Origin of the sequence: Rhodopila sp., assembly GCF_965276935.1 — a bacterium.
Taxonomy (GTDB): Bacteria; Pseudomonadota; Alphaproteobacteria; order Acetobacterales; family Acetobacteraceae; genus Rhodopila.
In genome coordinates this window covers 963,827-990,086 of record NZ_CBDIBS010000003.1, presented here as the reverse complement: position 1 = coordinate 990,086, position 26,260 = coordinate 963,827, and the positions used below count along the sequence as shown (strand labels likewise).

The following is a 26,260-nucleotide window of genomic DNA, read 5'->3' as shown; positions in this document are numbered from 1 at the left end:
GTCGCGTATGAACATTTTTACCCTCAGTCCAACTCCTCAGCGCCTCATCGCGGCTTCAGCGCAACCACATTCCCGGTATCCGACACACCCAGCGTCGCTGATAGGCCAAGTACCTCGGCGACCTTGCGGGCCAACTGCTCACGCTTGAACGGCTTGCCGATCAACTGCACGCCGTCATCCAAGCGGCCGTGGTGGACGATGGAGTTCTCGGTATAGCCGGACATGAACAACACCTTGACCTCCGGCCGGATTGCCGCAATCCGCTCGGCTATCTCCCGCCCTCGCACCTTGCCGGGAAGAACGACATCCGTCAGCAGAAGGTTTACCTCGCTGGCATGGGCACCAAATACGCGCAGTCCTTCCTCGCCGTCCGCCGCCTCCAGAACATGATAGCCAAGGTCGCTCAGGATCGCGACCGCGATTTCCCGCACCGCGGGTTCATCTTCCACCACCAGCACGGTGGCCGAACTGCGCGGCAGATCGATCGGCGCCTCATTGCGCTGTGCGGCCGTCATGACAGCGCCGACCGCGCGCGGCAGATAAAGGCGTACGGTCGTACCCTCTCCGGGCTCGGAGTAGATGTTCACATGTCCCTGTGACTGCTTGATGAAGCCGAACACCATGGCAAGGCCGAGGCCGGTTCCCTTGCCATCCGGCTTGGTGGTGAAGAACGGCTCGAAGGCACAGGCAAGCACGTCCGGCGTCATGCCGTGGCCGGTATCGGATACCGCCAGCATCGCATAGTCGCCCGGCGTCACCTCCGCATGGTGACGGGCATAGGTATCGTCGAGGACCTTGTTGGCCAGTTCGATTGTCAGACGGCCGCCGCCAGGCATCGCGTCGCGTGCATTGAGTGCCAGATTAAGCACGACGTTCTCAAGCTGCGCCGCATCCGCCATGGCGGGCCACAGGCCTGCGGTTTCGACGTAGCGGACATCGATATGCTCACCGAGCGTGCGTCGCAGCAATGGGACCATGTCCGGCACCGTCGCCGTCAGGTCTACCGGCGCCGGTGCCAATGGTTGCTTGCGCGCGAACGCCAGCAACTGGCTGGTCAGGGTCGCACCACGCTGAGCCGCCCAGACCGCCCTTTCGATGCGGATCTGCAAGGGATGTTCGCTGTCCAGCTTGGTCCGGGCGAGTTCCAGGTTCCCCAGGATCACCGTCAGCAGGTTGTTGAAATCATGCGCGATGCCGCCGGTTAGCTGGCCGATCGCCTGCATCTTCTGCGCCTCCCGCAGCACGGCCTCGGCCTGGGCACGCTTGGTCATGTCGGCAACCGTCAGAACGAAACCAGCGTCAGGCATCGGCGTACGGCGTATCTCCAGGTGACGGCCGTTAGAGCAGGTGCGTTCATAGGTCACCGGCTGCCCCGGCAGCGACCGGCCATACCGGATCTGCTGTTCAGTCTCCAGGAGCGCTGCCCCGCCTTCGGCCGTCTGTTCGACGAAAGCGACGTAGGGCGTATCCACGCGGGCCATCGCCCTGGGCAGATCAAGCAAGATCTGGAAACATTCATTCCAATGGGTTAAGCGTCCATCGGTCGAAAATACCGCGACCCCCTGGCTCAGGCTGTCGAACGAGGTCCGCAACCGCAGCGCCAGCGTCCGCTGCTCGGTCTCCACCTGGGAGGACCGGAGCCACGCCTGATTAAGCAGACGGGCGGCCCAGGCGAGCGCGGCGATTGCCAGGATGCCACCCGATAACACCAGTCCGCGGATCCAGGCGCCGCGGGCTTCCATGGCCGCCTGCCGCTGCGCGAGCAAACGCTGCTCTTCCGCATTCATCGCATCGAGCGTTGCTTCGATCGCCCGCATCATGCCGCGTCCGGCGCCGGAGCGAACGATCCCCAATGCGCCATCCAGGCCGGCCTCGCGCCGCGCTTCGACCGCCTGGCCCATCTCCTCCAGCTTGTGTTGCAGGGCGGGGATCAGCGTGTGCAATCGGGTCTGTTGCGCCGGGTTGTCGGCGGTCTGGTGCTGAAGGTCCCCTTCGAGCAACCCGACGCGGTCGAGCGCCGCGTTGTAGGGAGCAAGGTAGTCGTCGCCGCCGGTGAGCAGAAAGCCGCGCTCCCCGCTTTCCGCGGCGCGCACGGCTAGATTGAGATCCTTGATGGTGCCGAGCACCGCGTAGGTGTGCTCCGTCCAGTCACGTGCCGAACTCGACGCATTAAAGCGGTCCCAGATGGCACCACCAATCAGGACAAGGATCGTGACCAATCCCGCGAACACGAGGGAGTTGGCGCGTGCGACAATGTATCGGCTCATTTATCCGCTCGGCCAGGCTCATTTAATGCGGAATTAAATCCCGCCAGACACTCCTATCGTTTCGCACTGGCATTGTCAATCGCACAGTCCTGGCAGGTCGTGAGGCCTCGCGACCGCAAACGTTCGGTTGAAATGCCACGACGACCATGCCTCCGCCGGCTTCGGCGGCGAGGCCGCTGTGACGCGGTTATTTGTCCACCAGTCCTATCCTCGGATAAACGCCAGAAGATCCTGGTTGAGCTTGTCCTTCTCGGTAAAGAACAAGGCATGCGGCGCCCCGGCATATTCCTTCAGCACCGACCCGGGGATCATGGACGCCGCGACGCGGCCCGACTTGTCCACTGGCACGGTCGCGTCCGCATCGCCATGCACGATCAAGGTCGGAACACGGAAGGCGGCCATGTCCTGGCGAAAATCCGTCTCGGAAAAGGCGCGGACACAGTCGAGGGTCGCTTTTGGCGATCCCGTCATCGCCATCATCAACGCCCACTGCAGGATCTCGGTCGTAACAGTAAAGTTCAGCAGGCCGGCGCCGAAAAACTGCTTGCCGAAGGTGGCCAGGAAGTGCGGGCGGTCCTGCCGCAATCCGTCGATCATCTTGTCGAACGTGCCGCGGTCCACGCCGTCCGGGTTGTCGCCGCCCCGCAGCAGGCAAGGCGTGACGGCGGATATCAGCGCGGCCTTTGCCACACGCTCACCCCGGTGGCGTCCCATGTAGCGCGCAACCTCGCCGCCGCCCATGGAGAAGCCGACAAGCACGGCGTCTGTCAGGTCAAGCGTATCCAGTATCGACTTCAGGTCATCGGCCATCGTGTCGTAGTCGTAGCCGCTCCATGGTTGGCTGGATCGTCCGAAGCCGCGCCGATCATAAGCAATGACACGCAGACCCTGGGAGGCGAGGAAGACAGATTGGTACTCCCACATGTCGGCGTTGAGCGGCCAGCCGTGGATCAACACGACGGGACGCCCGCTGCCCCAGTCATTATAGAACAGCGTTGTCTTGTCGGCTGTCTCGATGAACGGCATGATATTGCTCCGGAAGCAGCCTTGTGAACGCCTGTGGCCTGATATGGTTTCGCCGGCGCCGCGCTGCTGCTTTCACGCGATGACGCGACTACGCACCGTCGCCATTGAAAACACGCTCCAATATATAGCCGGTATCATGGCCGAGCGCGGCAAAGCTGGTTTCATGGGAGCGGGCTTGTCACATCCAGGCTCGGTCCCTCCTTCTGCCGTCAAGGCCCACGGTCGTGATAACAGCAGAAGGAACCAAAGGTCAGATGACGTGGTCTGCGTTATCACGGTCCATGATGCCCAGCGCGACGGTGCTGCCTGGTGCTCGCAGGCCGGGCAAGTTCCATGTCCTCCAGGCACCAACGGAGCCGATCCACTGCGAGACCAAGACCCGGACGCGCCGGCGGGCATGAACCTGCTGCCGATGGATCATCCACTTCAGGCCGGGTTCGATCGTCACCGACCGCCGGTACTCCGCATCATGCGCCGACTTCGCATCGCAGGCCCGTTTGATCGGATCGTTGTAAAAGGCCGCTATCTTCGCTTGTCCGATGCCGTCAGTGCGTAACCATTCCGGTATGTGCACAAGGCACAGGCGTTCGATGTCCGTCAGTATCTTGGTTATGCCGGTGCCCGCGGCGGGACAGGCGGTCTGAAAGGCGTCGCCGATCAGGACAACCCCATCGCGAACATGCCCTTCGGACATATAGAGGTCCATCGCGCGCACCTCCACCTTGCCGCTGACATCAAAATCACCGATCAGCTTCGTCAGGCCGGGTAATGCTGCTTTCAAGCAACGCGCCGGATCGGCCCGGAACGCCGTCGTCCAGGGATCGCGATAATCCCGGAAGGTAAAAAGGTTGGCGCGAGTCTGATCACCCAGTCTGAACAGGGCGAGGTAGTCGATCCGGTCAGCCACCTTCTCGCCTTGATAGACGACGTATGAATGCTCGAACGCCGCGCGGTCCTTCGGCGTGATGCTGAAGCCGAACGTCAGGGAATGAGCTTCACGAACCATTTTTCGTGTAATGCCGAGCCTCCGGCATAAGGCGTAGCCCAGGCCTGCCGCGACGATCAGAAGCCGGCCGCGCAACACGTGCCCGTCGGCGAGGCGGACCTGCTGGATCGTGTCGCTGGTGACGACATCGACGACGCGACCGATGACGGATGTCACCGTCGTGGGCATAAGCCGGCGGGCGATATTGACCATCTGGTCGTAGCGCAGCCCAAAGTTGATCGTCTTGCCGATTTCGATCAGCCGGCCCCGGCGCCCACACGCCACTGTCTCGCCGCGATACAGGCCAGCCGTCAGGTCATCGAGCAGACCAAGCCGGGCAAACTGGTCGATCTGCGTGCCGTCAAGATGTTCGGCCCGAAAATCGGTCGGGTATTCCTTGTAACGATCGACAATCGTCACACGATAGCCGCCGCGGGCCAACACCGTCGCGGCGAGCGTGCCACTGATCCCCGCCCCGATGATGACGATGTCGGCCACGTGGTCAGGCGGTTCGTCTTCATGCTGCAGGCAGGTGATTGCTTCGGACATTGAATTTGGATCCCGCGCGGCCAGGATTGATCTCTGTTAATCAGGTATCGGTGATTTGGAGTGATAATACGGGGCGAAAGAGCGGTTCAGCGGTTTCCCCAAAAAGTTGATCTGTCGCCGGTCTAGTCGCCTACCAGGTGTGCGTTGAAACTTTGACGTCGGTATCTCCTGGAAAAAGTGCAAGCCCAGGCGCTCCGCCGTGCTCGGCTCGACAAGCAATTTTAGGCCAAAGCGGCTGTTTAGCCACGGCACTCATACTTATATCGCTGCCATGACCTTACTTTCAATTCTTGACCTCGCCCCGGTTCCTGAAGGCGGCACCGCCGGTCAGGCACTGCGCAATGCGCTCGACCTGGCCCGCCATGCGGAAGCATTTGGCTACAGCCGCTACTGGATGGCCGAGCATCATAACATGCCGGGCATAGCCAGCGCGGCCACGGCCGTGGCGCTGGCACACGTTGCCGCCGGCACCAGCACCATTCGAATCGGCGCCGGCGGCGTCATGCTGCCTAACCATGCGCCGCTGATAATCGCCGAACAATTCGGCACACTCGCGGCGCTGCATCCGGGGCGGGTCGACCTGGGGCTCGGCCGGGCGCCGGGATCGGATCAGCGCGCCGCCCAGGCGATGCGGCGCAATCTCGCCGGCGACGGCGATCGTTTTCCGCACGATGTCATGGAACTGATGTCCTATTTCGAGCCGGCGGCCGCTGGCCAGGCGCTTCAGGCGGTGCCGGGCGCCGGACTGGATGTCGAGGTCTGGATCCTGGGATCCAGCACCTTTGGCGCCCAACTGGCCGCGATGCTGGGCCTGCCCTATGCGTTCGCCTCCCATTTCGCCCCGCAACAGATGCGCGACGCGATCTCCGTCTATCGCCGCACATTCCGGCCCTCGCAGCGGCTGGCCGCCCCGCACGTCATGCTGGGCGTCAACGTCTTCGCGGCTGAGACGGACACCGAGGCTTTACGGCTGTTCTCCTCGCTGCAGCAAGCGTTCCTGAACCTCCGCAGCGGGCGGCCAGGAAAACTGCCGGCACCGGTCGACGACATCGCCGCGCGGCTTGATCCTTATGCCCGGGCGATGCTGGAGGAAGCTCTGGCGTGCTCGATTGTCGGTGGTCCCGACACCGTGCGGCGGGGGCTGCGGTCCTTCATCGCGTCCACCGGCGCGGACGAGCTGATGGTGACAGCGCAGATCTTCGACCATGCCGCCCGCAAACGGTCATTCGCGATCCTTTCGGACGTCCATCAGGCGATAGCGAATGAGGATGCCAGGACTTCATTGCTGCGCCAGTCAGCGTGATTAAAGCGCGATTGGTTTTGGTTGACCGAAGAATCGCGCTTTCACGCATTGTCTGATCGCGTGCTTCATGCCTTCTGACTGGGTCAGCCTCAGGCGATCACGCTCTAGCACCAGCCGGCGATGCCAGGCGTCACGGCGCTGGACCGCGACGCATCGTTCCGCTTTGTCTCAATTTGGATAACAGGGATGAAGACGAAGCCGCGGTGTTTTCAACATCGGCTGGCCGTCTGACACATTATCCTCGTTACAAGCCGAGTAGAACAGCGGCCTAGCCGTGGCCCGCCGCAAGTGTCTCGGACAACATGGTTGTCAGCTCCAGTCCCTTGAATGGCTTGGAGCAAACCCGCCAGGTTGACTTTCCCTTTGGAATCGCCGTGTCGCCGTAGCCGGACAGGAACAGGAACGGAATGTGCCGTGCCGTCAGCGCCTCGGCGACAGGGTAGACTTTCTCTCCCGCCAGGTTGACATCCAGGATCGCCAGGTCGAACCGCTCGGTTCGCGCCGCATCCAATGCGCTTGCAAGCGTATTGAACGGTCCGATCACGGTGCAGCCCTGGTCAACCAGCATATCCTCGATAAGCATGGCGATCAGCATCTCGTCCTCAACGACAAGGACATGCTTGCCCGCGAGCAATGCGCTCTCGACTTTCATGCGGTCGCGCTCCTTTTCAGTTGGCCGGCGCGGCTGCCATGCAACGGCGCATGCAGCCTGGCTTGAACGCCGGTTGGCCGGAACTCGATCCTTGCTTCGCCACCAAGATCGTGCGCCAGGCCACGTTCGATCAACGTCATGCCAAAGCCATTGCGTACCGGGCGAGTGACAGGCGGGCCGTCCTGCTCGATCCAGTCCAGGGCAAGCCTGTCCCCGTCCGTTCCGCAATCGACATCCCATGTCACCGTCACGCGTCCCTCCGGAACCGATAACGCACCATATTTCGCCGCGTTCGTTGTCAGTTCATGAACAGCAATGCCAAGAGCGAGAGCCGCCCGAGGTTCAACCATCACCGCGGGCCCATCCAGCCAGACATTGATGTGCTCGCTCGCGAGGAACGGCTTCAGTTCCTCCATCAGCACCTCTCGCAGCGGGACCGCCGACCAGCCTTCCCGGCTCAGCAGGGCGTAAGCCGCTGTCAATGCGTGAATTCGTCCAAGAAAGACATCGGAGAACTGTTCCAGCGTAGTGGACCGCCGCAGCGTGTTGCTGGCCAGCGAGATCACCACCGTCAGCATGTTCTTCACCCGGTGGTTGAGTTCATCCACCAGCAGCCGCTGATGCGCCTCGGCCCGCACGATCGTGGTCACATCAACAAACGTGATCAGCGATCCGTCCACGGCATTGTCCGGCGAGCGATACGGCAGGATGCGCATCAGGTAATGGACACTTCCATCGACGCGATCGACCCGCCTCTCCAACGGCTCAAGCGTCCGCAGGACGTGCTGCACGTCCTCGCGCAGGGTGTCGTAATTCAGCCGGCTGACGATATCCGTCAGCGGCCGACCCTGATCGCTGGGAATAAGATTATAGATGCTGGCGATTTCCGGCGTGAAGCTGCGAACAATGAGGAACGGGTCGAGGAACACCGTCGCCACCTTCGTGCTCTCGAACAGATTGCGCAGGTCGCTGTTGCTCCGGTCGAGCTGATCGATCTTGGCGGTCAGTTCCAGGTTGACCGTGTTCAGCTCCTCGTTGACCGACTGGATCTCCTCCTTGGAGGTTTCCAGTTCCTCGTTCGACGACTGCATCTCCTCGTTGACCGATTGCAGCTCCTCGTTGGAGCTCCGCAGTTCCTCGATCGCCGTCGCATGTTCCTCGGTGACCGCTTGCAACTGCTCGCGAAGATCGCGGTTGGCTCGCTCCAACTGCGTGATCAGCGCCTCCGGTTCGGCGGGCGCACCGATCCGCGCCGGCTGATCCGTCGCGGCTGCCTGCTCCAGTTCCACGAACACGATCATATAGAGCGGATTGGGATCACGAACCGGCAGCGGCTCGACCACCAGCTTGACGGTCTCGGTCGGTCCCGCGTTGGACGTTCGGAAGCTACGCTCCTGCTCGACCTGCCGTCCGGTTTCGACGCAGCGCCGCAACGCCTGCCGCAGGTCCGCGCCCCACATCGGGCGCGCCATGTCGAACAGGTTGGTAGTGGGTACTCCCAGGGCGGGCTCAAGGAACTTGCCGGTGTGGCTGGAGTAGTGCATGACCTCACCCTGGCCGTCGACCACGACGAAGGCCGAGGCGAAGCGCTCCAGCACGCGCCGGTTGGCATAGCTCACCGCCAGTGCCCATTGTCCCTTGGGGTCCGGCGGTGCGGTCGGGTTGCTGCCCGGTCGCGGGCGGACTTCCCGTTCCGGCGTCCGGGACAGGCTAGGGGCTACGCCTGGTCCGGCTTGGCGCAGGAAAATCCGGTGCGTGCGATCCAGCGTAGTGAACAACCGCTCGTGGGGCGCAATGGTCTCCGAGCTGCCCAGCATGAGGATGCCGCCAGGCATGAGGGCGTAGTGGAAGATCGGAATGATCCGGTCCTGCGGGTCGCTGTCGAGGTAGATCAGCAGATTACGGCAGGACACCATGTTGATCCGCGAGAACGGCGGGTCGCGGATCAGGCTATGCGTCGAGAACGTGCACATCTCCCGCACTTCCTGCCGCACGGTGAAGCCGTCCGCACCATCGGTGAAGAACCGGGACCGCCTCTCGGCCGACATGCCTTCAAGCAGGGATGCCGGATAACGCCCGGCGCGCGCGGTGGCGATCGCGAGCTCGTCGATGTCGCTGGCGAAGACCTGTACCTTGGGGGCCGCCGACACCGTGTCCAGATGTTCCCGCAGCAGGATCGCCAGGGAGTAAGCCTCTTCGCCGGTCGAGCATCCCGCCACCCAGAGCCGTATTTCGCTGCCCGCGTTCTTGTCGGCGAACAGGCGTGGAATAACGGTCTTCTCAAGCGCCGTGAATGCCGCTGCGTCGCGAAAGAAGCTGGTGACGGAGATCAGCAGATCGCGAAACAACAGGACAACCTGCTCCCGATCGGTTCTCAGCCGCGTCACGTACTGGTCCAGGTCGGTCAGCCGCAGCACCTGCATGCGCCGCTGCACCCGGCGCATGAAGGTTTGTCCCTTGTACTGGCTGAAGTCATGTCCGAGTTGGGACAGCAGGATCGCGCAGACCTCCAGCCGGATGGTGTCCGCTCGCTGGGCATTTTCCGCCGGATCGCCCGTCGGCTCCGGTCGCGTTTTGCGGGCGGCCAGGATGTGGCTGATCATCTCTTCCGCGGGCACCAGCAGGTCGACGCCGCCTGCCGCGACAGCGCTGTCGGGCATGCCGGCATATTCAGGTTTCGAGCCATTTGATCCCTGTGCCAGGGTCAGGCCGCCCGACGCCTTGATTGCCTTGAGACCCAGAGTGCCATCATGACCGGTGCCGGAGAGCACGACACCAACGGCATCCTCTTTCAAGTTAGACGCCAACGAGTCGAGGAAGGCGTCGATCGGCGCCATGCCTCGCACGGCATCGCCTGGCATCGCCTGCAACGACAGCCGCGTCTGCTGCAACGTCGCGATCACGCCGCCCGGAATGACATGGACGTGGTTGGCCTGAACCTCATCGCCATCCTGTGCTTCCGATACCGGCATCCGGGTCCAGCGCGCCAGGATCTCCGGCAACAGGCTTTTGCGGTCGGCCGCGAGATGCAGCACGACGACGAACCCCATGCCCGTATCGGCCGGCATCCGTTCAAAAAAGTGGCGGAGCGCGTCGATACCACCGGCGGAAGCGCCGATGCCGACAATCGGGATGGCGGTCATGGCCGGATCACCGGCACTGCCTGAACCCGCAGGATGGCCCGAAGCAGCAGCGACAGGGATGACGCGCCCTGGTCCAATCGTCCATTTCGGCACCCCTGGCGCGCCTTGCTCGGAAGAACAGAACATATCCTCCCGCAGTTGGTTGTCAGCATCGCGCGCTTATCCGGGACAGCAGATGGAAAAACAAATGGAGTCAAGAAAATTTAATCCATCTCCAATGGTTTTTGCTCTTAATAATGGTAGCGTAACAGACACTGTCATTTCGGATATTATTGGTTAGACCACCGGGTTTACAACATCTTACCGGAAAATGTCGGCTGCTGTCGTCGAACAATGTGCGTCTCCTGAACCGAGTACCAGGACCTCGGCACCCCTTACCAATGCCAGGCCCTGGCGCTTGGAGAGCAGTGCGGTGTTGCAGACTCAGCTATTTTATCCAGCCGGGACGTCCGGACAAACAGGCTGCGACATTACGGTAACATTTAGAAAATTTGCGCGATCACGCGCACGCCGGCAGTTACCTGGCGGACGAACAGGCGGTATGGCCCCGGCCATGAACACGCATATTGGGGGACGGATGTCCGAACAAGATGACGAATCCAAGCCGGCGCACCCCGTGATCTGGGCCCGTCTGCTGCTTCTGCTGCCGTTCATCGGCATGCTCTGGGTGTCGTCCTACAACACGGCGGAACCCTCGCTGGGCGGCGTGCCGTTCTTCTATTGGTACCAGCTTCTATGGGTGTTGCTCAGCGCCGCGATCGTCGCCCTTGTTTATCTCGTGGAGCGCTGATCCGTGGCCACTGACTGGACGGCGCTGACCGTCTTCATCCTGCTTTTCGGCTTTGTCGCCGGACTGGGATTTTTCGCCGCCCGCTGGCGCAAGGGTGACCTGGACCTGCTGCACGAATGGGGGCTGGGCGGCCGCCGTTTTGGCACGCTCGTCACCTGGTTCCTGATCGGCGGCGACCTCTATACCGCCTACACCTTCGTCGCCGTCCCCGCCCTGATGTTCGGCGCCGGCGCGCTCGGCTTCTTCGCCGTCCCATACACCATCATGGTTTATCCAATCCTGTACGTGGTGTTCCCACGGCTCTGGTCGGTGGCGCACCGGCATGGCTACGTCACGTCAGCCGACTTCGTGCGCGGGCGCTTCGGCAACCGCTGGCTGGCGCTGGCCGTGGCGTTCACCGGCATCCTGGCCACCATGCCATACATCGCGCTGCAGCTCGTCGGCATCCAGGTGGTGATCGGCGCGATGGGGGTGGAGACCTCCGGCTTCTTCGGCGACCTGCCGCTGATCATCGCCTTCGTCATCCTGGCGGCCTTCACCTACAGTTCCGGGCTGCGCGCGCCGGCGATGATCGCGGTGGTGAAGGATCTGCTGATCTACCTCACCGTGATCGTCGTGATCATCGCCGTGCCGCTGCACCTGGGTGGCTACGGCAAGATGTTCGCCGCGATCCCCCCGGCCAAGCTGCTGTTGGCCGCGCCACCGCCTGGGTCACTGGGATCATTCAGCGCCTATGCCACCCTGGCACTCGGGTCGGCCGGCGCGCTGCTGCTGTATCCGCATTCGATCACCGGCATCCTGAGCTCATCCAGCGCCCGCGTGGTGCGGCGCAACGCGGCGATCCTGCCGGCGTACTCGTTGATGCTGGGGTTGCTCGCGCTGATCGGCTTCATGGCCATCGCCATCGGCGTTTCGTCCATGCCGGCGTTCGCCGACGGGTTCAAACGCTACAGCAATAACTTCTCGGTCCCGGCGCTGTTCCTGGCAATGTTCCCATCATGGTTCGTCGGCGTCGCCTTCGCCGCGATCGCCATTGGCGCGCTGGTGCCGGCGGCGATCATGTCGATCGCCACCGCCAATACCTTCACCCGCAACATCTACCGGGAGTTCATCAATCCGGCCTGCACGAACGCGCAGGAAAGCCAGATGGCGAAGTATGTCTCGCTGGTGGTCAAGGCGGGAGCACTGGCGTTCATCTTCTTCCTGCCGCTGCAATACGCCCTTTGGCTCCAGCTCCTCGGCGGCGTCTGGATCATCCAGACGGCGCCGCCGGTGGTGCTGGGGCTCTACACCCGGATGCTCAACGGCTGGGCGCTGCTGATCGGCTGGATGTGCGGTTTCGGCCTGGGCACATGGCTGGTGGTCGTGAACAAATACGCGCCGGTCTATCCGCTGCACATCCTCGGTGTCACGGTGCCTTGCTATATCGCGCTCATCGCGCTGGTCGTGAACCTGATTGTCGGGCTCGTCTTGTCGTTGGTGTTCAACCTGGTCGCGTCCGATCGTGGCAACGACAGCACGGTGGCGGAGGATTACGGGTAGGCCGCCACTTGCCCTCCATCCGGAAACAGCGCGATCCTTTCGCGTCATAAGTCGGACGGGGGAGCAGGATGCAGCGGCACACAGGCACCGGATCGGGCCGGTCATGACCTTCGACACGATCATTGTCGGCGGTGGTTCCGCCGGTTCGGTGCTGGCCAACCGGCTTTCGGCGCGCAGCCAGAACACGGTGCTGCTGCTGGAGGCCGGGCAGGATACACCGCATGGCAAGGTGCCCGCGGCGGTGCTGGATTCCTATCCCGGCACCGCCTACCTCAACCCGAACTACACCTGGAACAAGCTCAAGGTCAGCACGGAGGTGATCTCGCACAATAATCCGGACCAGCGGCCGCCGCCGCTGCGCGCCTATGAGCAGGCGCGTATCCTCGGCGGCGGGTCGTCGATCAATGGGCAACTGGCCAACCGTGGCGCACCGACCGATTACGACGAATGGGCGTCGAAGGGTGCCACCGGCTGGGACTGGAACAGCGTGCTGCCCTACTTCAAGAAGGTGGAGCGCGACATGGATTTCGACGGTCCGTGGCATGGCACTGAGGGCCGCATCCCGGTGCGCCGCATTTTCCCCGACCTGTGGCCGGAACACGCCAAGGCGGTGGGCAAGGCGTTCGCCGAATCCGGCTATAAATTCATCCAGGACCAGAACGCGGAATGGCAGGACGGGTATTTTCCCATTACCATCTCCAACGCCTATGAACGCCGCGTCTCGGCGGCGATCGGTTACCTCGATCCGGGCACGCGGCTGCGGCAGAACCTGACGATCTCTACCGCCACCGAGGCCTCCGAACTGATCTTCGAGGGCCAGCGCTGCGTCGGCGTCAAGGCAATGGTCGCCGGTCAGCCGCGGGAGTTTCGCGGGCGGGAGATCATCCTGTCCTGCGGCGCCATTCATTCCCCCGCGCACCTGATGCGTGCTGGCATCGGCCCGGCGGCGCATCTGCGGGATATGGGCGTCGAGGTGCGCGCCGCACTTCCCGGCGTCGGTCAGCGGCTGCAGGATCATCCGGCGGTGGCGGTGGCGGCGTTCCTGAAACCGCATGCGCGGATCATTCAGGATTACAGCCGGCGCCATATCTACACCGCGCTGCGCTATTCCTCGAACCTGCCCGGCATCCCAGCCGGCGATATGTTCACCGTGGTGACCAACAAGACGTCCTGGCACAAGGTGGGCGAGCAGATCGGCTCGTTCATCATCACGGTGTACAAGACCTACTCGGAAAGCGGACAGGTCCGGCTGCGCTCCGCCGATTGGCGGCAGGAACCGCGGGTTGACTTCAGCCTGCTATCCGATCCGCGCGACCTTGAACGGATGATGGATGGCGTGCGGCGCTTCGGTGCGCTGCATCTGACGCCCACCCTGGAGTCGGTGACAACAGATCCGTTTCCCGCCAGCTACAGCGACAAGGTGCGGCAGGTCGGGCTGCTCAGCCGCAAGAACAAGCTGATCACCGACGCGCTGGCCCGCGCGCTGGACGGACCGGCGGCGCTGCGGCGGTACCTGATCCAGAACCTGGTCATGGAGGGCGTCACCTTGCAGGACGTGCTGACCGACGACGACAAGCTGGAGGCGTTCGTCCGGAAAGCCGCCGTCGGTGTCTGGCATGCATCCTGTACGTGCCGCATGGGGGCGGATGACGACCCGATGGCGGTAACCGACCCCGCTGGGCGGGTGCGCGGCGTGGAGGGGCTGCGCGTCGTGGATGCCTCGGTGTTTCCGGTGGTGCCATGCGCGAACACCAATTTCCCGGTGCTGATGACGGCGGAGAAGATGGCGGACGCGATCCTGGCGGGGGTTTGACAAGGGGGATTTGATCAGGGGGTTTGCAAAGCGGGAGCAGGTTGGTAGAACCCGGCCCGCGTTGGTGCGGGCGCATAGCTCAGTTGGTAGAGCAGCTGACTCTTAATCAGCGGGTCCACGGTTCGAGCCCGTGTGCGCCCACCAACAAGCCGCTGAGACTAGAGCGTGATCGCCTGAGGCTGACCCAGTCAGAAGGCGTGAATCACGCGATTAAACAATGAACTAAAGCGCGATTCGTAGGTCAACCTAAACCAGTCGCGCTTTAGCCGCGCATAAAGCCTGGCTTACACTACCCGAGGTCGAGAAGGCGGCGCGGCGCACGCACGCCAACGAGGTCATCGAGAGCTGGAAGCAGCCGCACGGCCATAGATAAAGTCACGGCATGCCGGAGGGCAGCATGAGCGACTACGACACCGACATCCTCGAGTGGTCCGAGCGCCAAGCCGCGTTGCTGCGTCGGCGCGCCGCCGGCCAGCTGCTCAACGACGATGAAGTGGACTGGGCAAACATTGCCGAGGAGATCGAGAGCGTGGGGAGCGAGCAATGGCACGCTGTCGAGTCGCTGCTGTTGCGGGCGCTCATCCACATGCTGAAGGCTGAAGGGTGGTCGCTCGCGCGCGACGTGCCACATTGGCAGGCTGAGGCGCGCGTGTTTCGGGCTCAGGCGCGACGGCGATTTGTGCCGTCCATGCGGCAGAAGATCAACCTTCCCAGTATCTACGCCGACGCCCTGCGGGGCCTGCCCGAGACAATCGACGGTCAGCCGCCGCTGCTTATGCCGGCAGTCTGTCCCGTAACGCTCGACGAACTGCTGAGCGTCGATTGATGACCCTGATTCACCGCTGCGACCTGCGGCGCAGCGGGTAGCCAGCTTCTATGTTCCTCCTGATAGCGCCACATAATCCGTGCGAAGTTGTAATAGCGTGGGGTGTGTAGCCTGCATGTGGCATGCCGGGCGTCCTTTTCGATGCTTATCGAAAGGATCATGACGACGCTTGCCGCTGCGTTAGAACGGTTTTGATCGCGTTGGACCAATCCGTCTCGAATTCCCGCCTGTTCGTCATCAGTTGACATGATAGCAGGAACACGCCGTTGCACGCCCAACGATGTAACGGTTGCTTCCGTTGATCCACACGTTTTGTGCTAAGCCCACCGCACTGCTTCTACCGGTAGGCGATAATGGCTACGATCAACACAACCGAAGCATCTGTCCATCTGACTGCGGATGGCTCGCCGAACGACCAGGACGTGGCGCTGGCCATTGCCTGGCTCGCGTTCAACCAGCGAGAGTGGACAGCCGCGGCAGTCCGCTGGGCGGATATCCGGCTTCGCTTTCCGGACAACCGAATCGGCTATCTGATCGGCGCTCAGGCGTTGCAGGCGGCCGGAGCGGTCTCGCGAGCCGTGGCGGTTCTCGCGGACGCGCGGCGTCGCTGGCCGGACGATCTCGAAATCCTCGCCGCCGCCGCCGATCTCGCGCACGCGCGGGGGGATTACCCGGCAGGCATCCGCATCGGCAAGGCGATCATCGGGCTGTTTCCCGGCGAGAGTGCAGGCTACTTCCATGCCATCCACGGCCTGCGCCACCTCGGCAAGCACGCTGCGGCCGAAGCCGTGCTGTCCGCTGCCACGCAACGCTGTCTGAACGACCGGATGATCGCCTCGATGCACGTCGAAAGCCTGCCGCGTCGCGGTGCGGCAGCTGAGGCCGACGCGACGGCGAGCCATACCCATGAGGCTTTTCCCAACCATCCCGCAGGCGACGATCTCGGCGTCGGCGCATGCCAGACGATGAACGGCCAAACCGGTATAAAGGAGATCCCAGAGATCATGCATCAGCGCTTGCCAAACGATCCGATGGCGCAGCGTCTATCGGCGCAACAGGCGACGGAGCGGCGCGAGTGGGCCGTCGCGGAAGCGTGCTGGACCCGGTTTCGCGAGCAATTTCCAGACGATCCCGCCGGCTATATCGGCGGCGCGCTGGTGCGGCGGGAAACCGGCTGGCCGGACGGGTCGGATGCGCTGCTGGCGCAAGGCATCGCCTCGCAGCCACGCGACATCGGATTGCTGACCGAGTACGCGCACAACGCCATGCGTCGCAAGGACTGGAACGAAGCGGTCAGGCGGTGGGAGACGTTCCGCCTGCGCCTGCCGGACAGCCACCTCGGCTATCTTGGGGGCGCCGGGGCACTGCGTGATGCGGGCCAGTTCGAGGTGGCGGAAGCACTCCTGCGCGGTGCGCTCACGCTGTTCCCGGACGAGGCGAACCTGGCGGGCGAATACGTCAACCTCGCCCGCATCCGCGGCGACGTCGCATCGATGATCGAGCGGTCCAGGCAGTTGGCGGAGCGGTTTCCCGATCGGGTGGACGGTGCCGTGAGTTACGCCGAGGCACTGTCGGTCGAGGGCCGGCACGCCGAAGCCGAAACCATCCTGCTCGACGCCCAGAGGCGGTTTCCCGACCAGGTCGAACCTTTTGCCGAATTTGCGCAGGTTGCCATTCGCCAGGGCGCCTGGATTGCCTCGCTCGAGCGCTGGCAGGCGGCACAGCGCCGCTTCCCGCGTCTGGAGTCGCTGTCGCACCGGATTTTCGAGGCGCGGATGCGGGTCGCGGAGGTCGATCCGGAAAGCACCGCCGAGGCTGCGGTAGAACCCGTTCCACAGGCCGCAACGCCTGCCATGAAGGAGATCGTCGAGGACTTTGAAAGTCTCGGGGGTGCCGGTCACGGGTGCGAATTCGGCTTGTTTCAAAGAACCCATGGCGCCGAACCGCTGGGCTTGTTGCGCTGGGCGGATCTTGGCGCCGACCTGCTGATTGCCGCGCTCGAAGCCGAATTTGAGGGGGTCGGGCTGCCGGAGAACACACTTGTATTTACACCGCCGACGACAGGCCGGTCGGAGTACTGGACCAGGGACAAGCGCTACTGGATGGCGATGCGGTGTTTCATCATGGCCGACGAGGTGGCTTATGAGAAGATGGTCACCCAGGCGTGCCGCCGCATCCAGTTCCTGCGCCGCAAGCTGATCGACGACCTGCAGGCCGGCGAGAAGATCTTTGTCTTCAAGTCGATCGCCCGCAATCTGACCGATGCGGAACTGGCACGCCTGCACAATGCGGCACGGCGCTACGGCGACAACGCCCTGCTCTATGTCCGTTACGAGGACGCAGCGAACCCGAACGGCAGCGTGCGTGTCGCCGGACCCGGCTTGATGATCGGCTACGTCGATCGGTTCGCCTTTTCGCCGGATGACAGGGATCTGGGGCCGGCGGTGGATCGCTGGGCGGCGATTTGCACCAAGGCCCACGCGATATGGAAATCGGGCGACCTTGCCCGCGCGACGCCTGGCGAGGTTGCCGTTTCGTCCGCCCCCATCGCGACAGCCGCGGCAAAGCCTGCCGAAGCAGAGCCGTCGCGCGGACAGCGCCTGATATCCGGCCCCGGCCCCGACCGATCCCCGGTTATCCTGAAATGGTCGGCGGCCAAGGTGGCGGAAGCGCGGCAGACCCTCGTCGAACAGGCTCCGAACACGCGCGAACAGGCATTCGCATCGATTGTCGTAAACTCCCTGGATGGAGACCATGCGGCGGCCCGTGGCCGCATCGGCAAGCTGGTGGATGACTTCGCCATTCACTATCCCCACGATGACTTCATGTTTGAAGGCCTGCTGCTGGCCTCGGTCATCTCCGGCCAATGGGACCTCGCGCCGCGACTGCTGCGGGACCGGTTCGGGACGGACTGGTGCGCGGCGGTGGATGTTGAAGCGATCGAACCGCCGGCGCAGACCATGCGATGGGAAATCGACCCGGCCGGGAAGTCGCGGTTTCATTTGAACGCCGCGCTGTTTGCCTCCGATCGGACCTGGATCGAGCTGTTCGGCTGGTCGCGGTCCATGACCTTGTTCCACGATTACACCACCGCCCCCGCACCGGAGCACGGCAGTGTCCTGGTCTCCCTCGGCGACAGCGGCGCGACACCGGGTCTTGCTCCGTCGGAGTACCGGCCGGGGTACTTCCTGATTCCGGACCCGGTGTTTCTGAACACCAACGCCTACAGCGCCGCCCGTACCGCCATCGACGCGGCTTGGGTGCCGTGGAACGATCGCGCGCCGATTGCCTTCTGGCGCGGTGCCAGCACGGGACAGCTCCGTTCAAACTGGCGTAACCTTCCCCGCATGAAGCTGTGCCTGATCGCCAGGCAGGCTGCGTCCGCCGGCCTGATCGATGCCGCCATAACCAGCTTTGTCGGCCTTCCCGCGGCAATGTTGCAGGAAGCCGAGGCGGCCGGTCTGGGCGGCGACTTCGTCAGGCCGACCGACTTCACGCGCTACAAGTATCAGATCGATATCGATGGCAACACGAACGCCTGGGCGGCGCTGTTTCAGAAGTTGCTGACCGGTAGCCCGGTGCTGAAGGTCCGTTCACCCTTCGGCTATCGGCAGTGGTATTACGACGATCTGATTCCGTGGGAGAATTACGTTCCGGTCGAACCGGAAATGCATGATCTGATCGAGAAGATCCGATGGCTTCGCGAGCATGATGACCATGCCCAGCGGATCGGTCAGGCTGGGTTGGCGCTCGCTCGCTCGATGTCGCGAGCCAATGAACTCAAACGCGTCCGCCCCACGATCAGCGCGGCCATCAGATGTTTCTCCGGCCGCCCGGATATCGTGATACCTTTCGGCGCCGAAACCGATGAGAGCCGCTTCCTGATCGATGGCTGGTCGGGCATCTTTACCGCCTCAGGAGCAACTGGGCGCTATGCCCTGGGTCCGGAAAGCCGGATCAAATTTCCTAGACCAATGAGCGAGCATGATATGGAACTGCGCCTGTCGCTCGCGGCTCCTGCTCCCGCCAATGCCTTTCGCATGATCACGGTCGTGAACGGCCTGCAGGTTGATGATGTGGTTGTCACCTCGCCGCGGGATGTCGTCAGCACGGTGCCGGCGTCCACTGTCGCCCGCGGCAGCCAGACAACCATCACGTTGCTGTTTCCCGACCTTTGTCAGACGTCGAAGCCAGCGCTGCCCGCGGTTCCGGCCATGGCAGGCTTGCTGTTTACCGGCTTGCAGATGACAGCGAAATGATCCGCGGCGGGAGGAACGGCCAAAGGCACAGCACCGCCGGGGACAAACCAGGATAGCCCCTAGGCCTGCAACGACCGCTCCCCGGACTGGCTTGCATGCGCCGGGTCTTGATTTGTCCGTCGTTGCGGCGCGGCTTCGGCCGTGACGCCGAAGCGGATCATGTAGGGACGGAACTTCGCGCGCTCCTGCTGTTCCTCCAGCCCGTGATCCTCAAAGTGATAGCTATGTTCACCGTAGCCGCCTTTCGATTGGGCCGCGACGTAATCCTCGATCGCACCGGCGGTACGCGGCGACAGCGTCAGGCCAAAATGCCGATACACGCCTTCGACCGTGCTGACCGGGTCGCTGATCAGGTCCATGTGATGAACGTGGCAGATCGGCTCCGGAAAACCGGCGTCGTCGCCGGCCGCCATCATGCGACGCGTTCCATCCAGCCAACGCCGGCTTTCGGCCGGACCCAGCGCCTTCGGATCAAGCCGGCGGGTAAAGGGCTGGCGCAGCACCTCAGTCAGCCGAGCCTGCGACAGCAGCACCTTCACCGGGTCCCGATGCACAAACACCAGACGCGCGTCGGGATAGACCGCACGGATCGCCTGCAGGGCGAAAAGATGCTCCGGACATTTCAGCACCCAGCGGTGCGCGACGCGGTCCTGGTGCTGAAGGTATTGCAGGAACCGCCGATGAAAGCGGTAGGCCGGCAGTTGACGCATCACGTCAGCGTCCAGCCATGTCCGGTAGGACGGAATGTGGTAATTGGTATCAAACCGAAGGCTGCGAAAAACATGAGCCGTGATCTCGCTGCATTCCTGCGGTGAGGTGGCATTCAGCGGATGCAGCGCACGGAAGGCGGGCGCCAGCCAGTCGAACGTCTTCAACTGGCGCGTCACCCGGGCGATCCGCTTCGTCGTTGTGCCAGCCGCCGGCGAAGGATAGATCGTTTCCCACACCAGCGGGGCGCGATTGTCCAGGTCCGTCATCATCAGCCGATGTAGAAACGTCGTGCCGCTGCGTGGCAGACCAGTGATGAAGATCGGTTGCTGGATCGGCTCCTGCAAGATCTCCGGCGACCGGGTCATGGCATCATGCAGCAGGAGCAGGTTCGACAGGAAGCGTACCATATCCCAGCGCGTTGCGCTGCGGCCCATCAGCCCAAGCGCGGCCTCGGCGGAACAGGAATCCAGTAATCTGGTGAGCGGCCCGATGAACGAGGTGTCACCAAACGCGCGCAATCCAGTCTGCCGGCGCGCGATCTGGATAAGAGTGTCGGGATCAAGCGGCTTGTCGAGAAAACCAACGGTTTCGGCAACCTTATCCGCCAGTCGGAAGGCATGGGTCGTGATCGACAAAAATCCGGTCTCCCGTTCAACGCGCGGCAAGTCAGTGCCACTGATCAGAGGTAAGTCGGGCCTGGAGCGAGTAATGTCACAATCAAGTGATTCCTCGGTGTCTCACAGGCGTGAATGCGCATAAGAAGTGCCCATGTATCTGCATTATGTCAGTCGTTCGATCTTGGGGGCCGCGTCGGTCATTTTATTTGCTCCGTCACCGGGGCGGCCCCAAATACGTCTGAACCATCGGTGATGTTGGAGAATAGTCTCATGGACACATTGTCCTGCCGGCGCCGTGTTCTGTTCGCGGCGGCAGCGGCTGTTGCTGTCGTCGCGGCGCCAGTCGCGGTGCCGCTGGCATACGCAGTCGACACGGAGAACGTTGTGGCGCCCGTCCAGCAATTAACCAACGGGCTGCTGCGCGTGATGAAGGCAGGGAACGCCACTCCGTTCTCGCAACGCATCGACATGCTGGCCCCAATTATCGACAAGACCTTCGACCTGGACGTGGTCCTGCGGGAATCGGTTGGGCCGACTTGGGACAATCTGCCGCACAACCAGCAGAAGATGCTGCAGGATGCGTTCCGCCGCTATACCGTTGCATCATATGTCAACAATTTTAACAGCTTCAAAGGTGAGCGTTTCCAGGTAAAGCCCGATCCGCGGCCGGTCGGCAATGGCGAGCAGGTGGTGCAGACCGAGATCATCCCGACCTCCGGTGACAGGCACGAACTGGACTACGTCATGCGCCGGGTCTCCGGCGACTGGCGCGCCGTGGATGTGCTGGCGGACGGGTCGGTCAGCCGTGTCGCCGTGCAGCGATCGGATTTTCGCCGCATGCTGACCCGCGGCGGTCCCCAGGCGCTGGCGGATAGCCTGCGTAGCAAGTCGGCGGACCTGTCGGAAGGGTCGAGTTAAGCAAGAGCGTGGCGCTGCCCCCGCACCCCGCCGAGGGCGGATGCCCTTGGAACCCCTTAATTAAGTGGTTCCAAGGGGCGTCGCCCCTTGGCGGGTCCAGGGCAGCGCCCTGGCCTTTCTTGCCCTAAACCGTCGCCACAGGCGTAGCCGGTGAGCCGACCGCGCCAGGCAGCCGCAGCGGTGGAGCGGTCAGCAAAAAGCGATTGCGCCCCTGCGCGCGCAGCCAGTCCGCGAGTTCAGTCAGATACCACATCTCGCCCAGATAGCAGCCGAGCGTGAACAGGCAATGGGCATGCAGCGGCAGCATGGCGCAATGGTCGTCGGCGCAGGGCTTGGCGGGGCTGGCCTCCACCGCGTAATTATCGGCCAGCAGAGCGACGACGCCGCTGTCGGTGACCCATTGCCGCAGTTGCGGATCGCGTCCGTCGAAGGCCGAGGTGGTCGCGAACAGCACCTTCGGATCAGGCTGCTTGTTCATCTCCAGCAGAAGCTGAGCAAAGCCGGTGCGGATGCAGACGAGGTCGCCTGGCTCGATCACGACCTTGTCCTTGTCCAGCACGGTCATCAGGTCCTCATAGCCGACAACCCTTCCGCTGCGTCCAAAATGCGCCTCCAGATCAATCATCACCGCTCGGCCTTGCACGCAGGCAGCCGCCATGTTCTCCACCCCAAGGCGGCGCGCGCCGGGGGTCTGATGGGTCGGCGTCTGGTTGCCTTTCGCATCGTACAACACCGGCCCGATGATGTCGGTGCCGGCACGATAGCCGTTGTAGAAGACGTCTTCAGCAATGCCGTCGCCGTCGACGTCGAACATCTGGCCGACATGCGCCAGGCTGTCCCACTGCGTCGAGTATTGCAGCGTCAGCACCACCTGATCATCGCAGACGATATCCAGCGCGGTCGGGTCGTCGCAGCGCATCGGGTAGTTCATGTTGGGGCGGCCGTTCCGCTCGGTGGGTTTCAGCACCGGCGGATGGCGACGGGGATTGACGATGTTGCCGCCCGGATAGTCCAGCGGCAGCGACAGGCAGAAGGTTTTGCCTAATTTCACCTCGGCGATGCCTTGCAGCACCTTCTCCGGGGTGACTAGGTTGAGGCGGCCGAGTTGGTCATCAGGTCCGAAATCACCCCAGGTCGAGCCGGCGGGGCGGCGGGTCCAGCGTGGATTGTCGGCCATGGTCGTTGCCTTTCTTGTCCTGGGGATTTGGCAAGGTAGTAGGTTGATTGACGATGTCGAGGTTCAGGGGGCAGCGTAGCGGATTGACCATGACATTGAACGATGACGCCACTCTCAATGTCGGACCAATATCCTCCATATTCCCAGACTTTCCCCTTCGAAACGCATACCGTGTTCGGCAGCAAATTCTGCTACTTAATTAATGAAAGTGGATTAAGGTTAAACGGCAGCTATATACCCTTTCTCCTTTAAAGTAGCAGCTTCCCTAAGAATCCTATCTACATCAAGCCTCGGCTTGATCTCCTTTACTTTCCGAGCTGTGTCAGGGACAGTCGCTTGCCTGCCCGCCAGAGATTCCGTACGGTCCAAAAATACAAGAGTACTTGCCATTTCCAGGTCAGTAGCGGAACGATTCCCAAATTCACTTATAACAGAAATAATATCTGCCTGATAGCGCTGTATAGCGGGGCTGCGTGCAAGAAGAGCATCAATTTCATGCCCAGGAACTATTGCATATCCAGTGCCTATAGAATAGCCCACCTCAGACGACCGCACAGCCCCCTTCAATTCAGCGACCTTCAAATCCTCAAGAACCTGTCCATCATAAGGACCATAGGTATAGATTCTGAAGTCATATCCAAGAGGAACCTTGCGCAACGTCTGAGGAAAATATACCAGCTTCATTATAGCAGTTCGACCGAGAGGATGCGGATCGGACTGCCTTACGAGAGCGGCGATCGTAGCGAGGCGCAGGTCACCTTGGGGTGGCTGAGTGCTCATCATGCAGACCTTTCTTTAAGCAAATTTGTAAGACGTTTCTGTGCCTCAGAACGAATGGTTCTGGGAACATAGAGGCGAACGCTGCGCGATGGCGTCATTTGGCGGACAATTGAGGAACATGCAGAAAGCAGCATTGTTCGACCGCCGCTAATAGATGCTGCAACAGGCAGGTCATCTGACCCTACCTTGTACCAGGATTTTCGCGCATCTCGTCGCACGGGCGATAGACCCTCCAGTGCTGACATGGCGGCATTAAGCCGACCTTCATCTTCAAGGGTCGGAACTTCAGGCGTCTCATACACAAGTCGAAAGAAATCCCGTCCTTTAAGATGGCGGGCGTGCTCGCCTCCACAGTCCTGAGAAAAGTAACCAAGAACCCGCCAATCATCCCATTTCAAATATTCGTCGAGATCTGATCCTATGGGTGGTGGAAAGACACCCCCAGGAAGCAGTGCCTCAACCGCATGATGTAGATGATAGTCCAATATTACTCTAGCTTTGTGGAATTAGATTTGACTAAACATCATGTAACGAGCAATAATAAGACCCTCCGCTACATGGCGTCCTCCATCAGAAACTCCTAAGCGCCAGGAGCCGCTCTCAGCGTCTTCAACAAGCTCGATGGAATTTATGAGGCGTCGCCAGTCGTATCGGCCATATTCCACCCCTGAATGGTATGCATCTCTGAGTAAATAATCCATTCGGTCAGCGTCCAGTTGGCTGGATATAATCTCCTGCCAGATTGCAGCACTTCCCGCGGCAGATTTTCCCTCAATTAGGCCTGCGACGTCGTCAATGGTGAACCGGTAGTTTGCATTAGCCGGATGATTTTCGATGACGTCTCGAAAGTGCCTTCGGATGATTGCGGCAGAGTATTCCTCATGACGATAACGTCGACTGCTTTCCCCTCCATCATTGAGTGGAGCCAACTCCTCTACGGCATGGGAAAAGGGTCCATGTCCTACGTCATGAAGAAGCGCGGCTAAACGGACGAGACGACGGTAACGCTTCACCCCAGCATCGCCATACTGATATTCACTGCGGAGAACGTCACTGCAGCGTTCTTGAACGCCGTCGTATAGCATCGATGCCATGTGCATGACGCCAAGCGAGTGCTCAAAGCGGGTATGCATAGCTCCAGGATAGATTGCATCAGTCCATCCCAACTGACGAATGCGACGCAGCCTCTGAAATGCAGGCTGCGCAACGATCTCGCGCTCCCAAGCATCTAGCGGAATGAAGCCATAAATCGGACAACGAATTTCAAACGTCTTTATCGTCATATTAGTCTCATACAGCCCAATCCGATTCGCGATGAACGGCAAAACCAAGATGCCGGTCTAACCTAGAGCGGACAATGTGCATGATTCGTTCCTCTTGGTCAAATCTAGGCTCTGCAACGGTTATAGGCGCTACGGCTTCGCCGAAATCGTTATCTGCCGCCGAGCCAACCGCACCCTTTGCGTGCGCTGCACGACCGGCCATTAGGACAACCGTCGTGCGCGATTTGAACGGTAATTGCTGAAGATAGATCGGCGAAATACGGGCGCGATCCAACTCGCATTCCTAGCAGAACGTCTCTATCCTGATTACCGTGGGGTAGTTGGCCTGGCCTTCCTCTTAAGGTTGAATCTTCGGTTAGCCGTAGGACGGGCATAACGATAACAGGAAACTTCGCTTATCAATCCACTTATCCCCCACACGCGCACACCCGGCATCAGACCTCCGACCCGGCGATCGGCCGATCAGCATACGCCTGTGGAGAGGAACGCCAATGTTCGACCGGCTTGCGCCCTTCCTGTTCGTCCTGCTCTGGAGCTCGTCGTTCATCACGACAAAGGCCGGATTGCGCTACGTGTCGCCGCTGCTGTTCGTTGCTGTGCGCCTTACGGCCTGCGCGGTCGTGCTGGTGGCATTGATGCTGCTGCTGCGCCGGTCATGGCAACCGCTTGCCGGACGTCGTTGGCTGCACTGCGCGGTTGCCGGAGCGCTGCTGAACGCCGTCGGATTGATGGGGCCACAGGCCGGGCTGATGATCGCACCCGCCGCCTCGATCGCGCTGGTGCAATCCCTTACGCCGCTGCTGACCGCTGCCTCGGGTGCCGTATTGCTGCGGGAGCGGGTTCTGCCTGGCCAATGGCTGGGCCTGGCGCTGGGGGTCGTCGGTGTCGGGCTTGTCGTCGGTCAGGCGGCGCTGCGAAGCGCCCTACAGTTCGACGGCCTGGCGCTGGCATTCCTCGGAGTTCTTGGACTGGTTGGGGGAACGCTGTATTTTGGGCGGTTCTGCCGTGGCGTTCCATTGCTGTGCGGCGCCACCGCGCAGTTCCTGTCCGCCGCCGGCGTGTCCGCGTTCGGCACCTGGTGGCTGGAAACCCCGCACGCGGACTGGACCGACATAACCATCGCCGCCGTTGCCTGGAACACCATCCTGGTGTCGCTCGGCGGGATGGGGATCTACTTCGCCATGCTGCGCCGCGGGACTGCCGCGCGGACGACGGCAAACTTCTACCTCGTCCCTGGCACGGTGGCGGTGCTGGCGTGGGTGCTGCTGGGGGAGCGGGTCAGTCCGCTCGCCATGATTGGGTTGGTCGTGGCCTCGGCCGGATGCTGGCTTGTCAATGCCGTGCCCGCCAAGCATTGACGCCTGCCGGTATCGACCGTCGGAGCCAGGCGCTCCATCCTGCCCTGATGCGCGGTCTCCATTCGGCGGTTCCCATTCGGCGGTTGCGGACTCCCGCGTGCCGCATGTAGTAGGGTGCCGTCCGCGATTGGGAACACAGCATGAACGATCTGTTTGGATCAGAGACCGGGAAGATCCCCAAAAGGCGCCCTGACATAAAGCGCCCTGAGAGTGGGCGCCCTGACATTGGGCGTCCTGACGCGGCCGCCGTGCAACCCACGG

General features: G+C 62.1%; 18 protein-coding genes and 1 tRNA gene. 10 read left to right on the top strand and 9 right to left on the bottom strand.

Going from position 1 to position 26,260, the window contains the following annotated elements; translation table 11 throughout:
- Window positions 1-44: 44 nt before the first annotated feature.
- The 3 genes from ACQY4S_RS12385 to ACQY4S_RS12375 all read right to left on the bottom strand — a co-directional run bounded on the left by ACQY4S_RS12385 (window position 45) and on the right by ACQY4S_RS12375 (window position 4,827).
- Window positions 45-2,267 (bottom strand): CHASE3 domain-containing protein, encoded by a 2,223-nt coding sequence (locus tag ACQY4S_RS12385; RefSeq protein WP_428485509.1) that lies wholly within the window; start codon window positions 2,265-2,267, stop codon window positions 45-47.
- A gap of 204 nt (window positions 2,268-2,471) precedes the next feature.
- Entirely contained in the window at window positions 2,472-3,293 is an 822-nt protein-coding gene (locus ACQY4S_RS12380) for an alpha/beta fold hydrolase (protein ID WP_428485508.1), read from the bottom strand.
- A 250-nt stretch (window positions 3,294-3,543) separates the two neighbouring features.
- Entirely contained in the window at window positions 3,544-4,827 is a 1,284-nt protein-coding gene (locus ACQY4S_RS12375) for an FAD-dependent oxidoreductase (RefSeq protein WP_428485507.1), read from the bottom strand.
- Between the two features lie 271 nt (window positions 4,828-5,098).
- Here ACQY4S_RS12375 and ACQY4S_RS12370 point away from each other — a divergent pair, with 271 nt between their 5' ends.
- Entirely contained in the window at window positions 5,099-6,130 is a 1,032-nt protein-coding gene (locus tag ACQY4S_RS12370) for an LLM class flavin-dependent oxidoreductase (protein ID WP_428485506.1), read from the top strand.
- A 268-nt stretch (window positions 6,131-6,398) separates the two neighbouring features.
- Here the strand turns inward: ACQY4S_RS12370 and ACQY4S_RS12365 are convergent, their stop codons facing one another.
- A complete protein-coding gene (locus ACQY4S_RS12365; RefSeq protein ID WP_428485505.1) occupies window positions 6,399-6,782 on the bottom strand; it encodes a response regulator in 384 nt (127 codons plus the stop codon).
- Complete coding sequence (locus ACQY4S_RS12360) at window positions 6,779-9,925, bottom strand: CheR family methyltransferase (RefSeq protein WP_428485504.1); 3,147 nt, start codon at window positions 9,923-9,925, stop codon at window positions 6,779-6,781. The genes ACQY4S_RS12365 and ACQY4S_RS12360 overlap by 4 nt, the downstream gene beginning before the upstream one ends.
- Here ACQY4S_RS12360 and ACQY4S_RS12355 point away from each other — a divergent pair.
- The 7 genes from ACQY4S_RS12355 to ACQY4S_RS12325 all read left to right on the top strand — a co-directional run bounded on the left by ACQY4S_RS12355 (window position 9,924) and on the right by ACQY4S_RS12325 (window position 19,155).
- On the top strand, window positions 9,924-10,205 hold the full coding sequence (locus tag ACQY4S_RS12355) for a hypothetical protein (protein WP_428485503.1): 282 nt from the start codon (window positions 9,924-9,926) through the stop codon (window positions 10,203-10,205). The two genes, ACQY4S_RS12360 and ACQY4S_RS12355, sit on opposite strands and share 2 nt — an antisense overlap.
- Before the next feature lie 297 nt (window positions 10,206-10,502).
- On the top strand, window positions 10,503-10,715 hold the full coding sequence (locus ACQY4S_RS12350) for a DUF3311 domain-containing protein (protein WP_428485502.1): 213 nt from the start codon (window positions 10,503-10,505) through the stop codon (window positions 10,713-10,715).
- 3 nt (window positions 10,716-10,718) lie between these two features.
- The gene (mctP, locus tag ACQY4S_RS12345; protein WP_428485501.1) at window positions 10,719-12,257 is read left to right on the top strand and encodes a monocarboxylate uptake permease MctP; all 1,539 of its coding nucleotides are present in this window, start codon (window positions 10,719-10,721) and stop codon (window positions 12,255-12,257) included.
- Window positions 12,258-12,360: 103 nt separating this feature from the next.
- Entirely contained in the window at window positions 12,361-14,070 is a 1,710-nt protein-coding gene (locus ACQY4S_RS12340) for a GMC family oxidoreductase (RefSeq protein WP_428485500.1), read from the top strand.
- Window positions 14,071-14,138: 68 nt separating this feature from the next.
- Window positions 14,139-14,214: transfer RNA gene (locus ACQY4S_RS12335), tRNA-Lys, on the top strand.
- Between the two features lie 253 nt (window positions 14,215-14,467).
- On the top strand, window positions 14,468-14,896 hold the full coding sequence (locus tag ACQY4S_RS12330) for a DUF29 domain-containing protein (protein ID WP_428485499.1): 429 nt from the start codon (window positions 14,468-14,470) through the stop codon (window positions 14,894-14,896).
- Between the two features lie 353 nt (window positions 14,897-15,249).
- Entirely contained in the window at window positions 15,250-19,155 is a 3,906-nt protein-coding gene (locus ACQY4S_RS12325) for a glycosyl transferase family 90 (protein WP_428485498.1), read from the top strand.
- A gap of 59 nt (window positions 19,156-19,214) precedes the next feature.
- Here the strand turns inward: ACQY4S_RS12325 and ACQY4S_RS12320 are convergent, their stop codons facing one another.
- Complete coding sequence (locus ACQY4S_RS12320; RefSeq protein ID WP_428485497.1) at window positions 19,215-20,501, bottom strand: sulfotransferase family protein; 1,287 nt, start codon at window positions 20,499-20,501, stop codon at window positions 19,215-19,217.
- A 252-nt stretch (window positions 20,502-20,753) separates the two neighbouring features.
- Between ACQY4S_RS12320 and ACQY4S_RS12315 the strand changes: the two genes are divergently transcribed.
- Window positions 20,754-21,401, top strand: a complete 648-nt coding sequence (locus ACQY4S_RS12315) for an ABC transporter substrate-binding protein (protein ID WP_428485496.1) — start codon at window positions 20,754-20,756, stop codon at window positions 21,399-21,401.
- 124 nt (window positions 21,402-21,525) lie between these two features.
- On the opposite strand, the gene ACQY4S_RS12310 is transcribed toward ACQY4S_RS12315, so the two are convergent.
- From ACQY4S_RS12310 to ACQY4S_RS12300, 3 genes are all read right to left on the bottom strand, one after another.
- Window positions 21,526-22,578 carry a cyclase family protein gene (locus ACQY4S_RS12310; protein ID WP_428485495.1) on the bottom strand — a complete coding sequence of 351 codons (1,053 nt, stop codon included), beginning with the start codon at window positions 22,576-22,578 and terminating at the stop codon, window positions 21,526-21,528.
- Window positions 22,579-22,797: 219 nt separating this feature from the next.
- Complete coding sequence (locus tag ACQY4S_RS12305) at window positions 22,798-23,262, bottom strand: hypothetical protein (protein ID WP_428485494.1); 465 nt, start codon at window positions 23,260-23,262, stop codon at window positions 22,798-22,800.
- Between the two features lie 602 nt (window positions 23,263-23,864).
- A complete protein-coding gene (locus tag ACQY4S_RS12300) occupies window positions 23,865-24,641 on the bottom strand; it encodes an HD domain-containing protein (protein WP_428485493.1) in 777 nt (258 codons plus the stop codon).
- A 491-nt stretch (window positions 24,642-25,132) separates the two neighbouring features.
- Here ACQY4S_RS12300 and ACQY4S_RS12295 point away from each other — a divergent pair, with 491 nt between their 5' ends.
- A complete protein-coding gene (locus ACQY4S_RS12295; RefSeq protein ID WP_428485492.1) occupies window positions 25,133-25,999 on the top strand; it encodes a DMT family transporter in 867 nt (288 codons plus the stop codon).
- Window positions 26,000-26,260 lie beyond the last annotated feature (261 nt).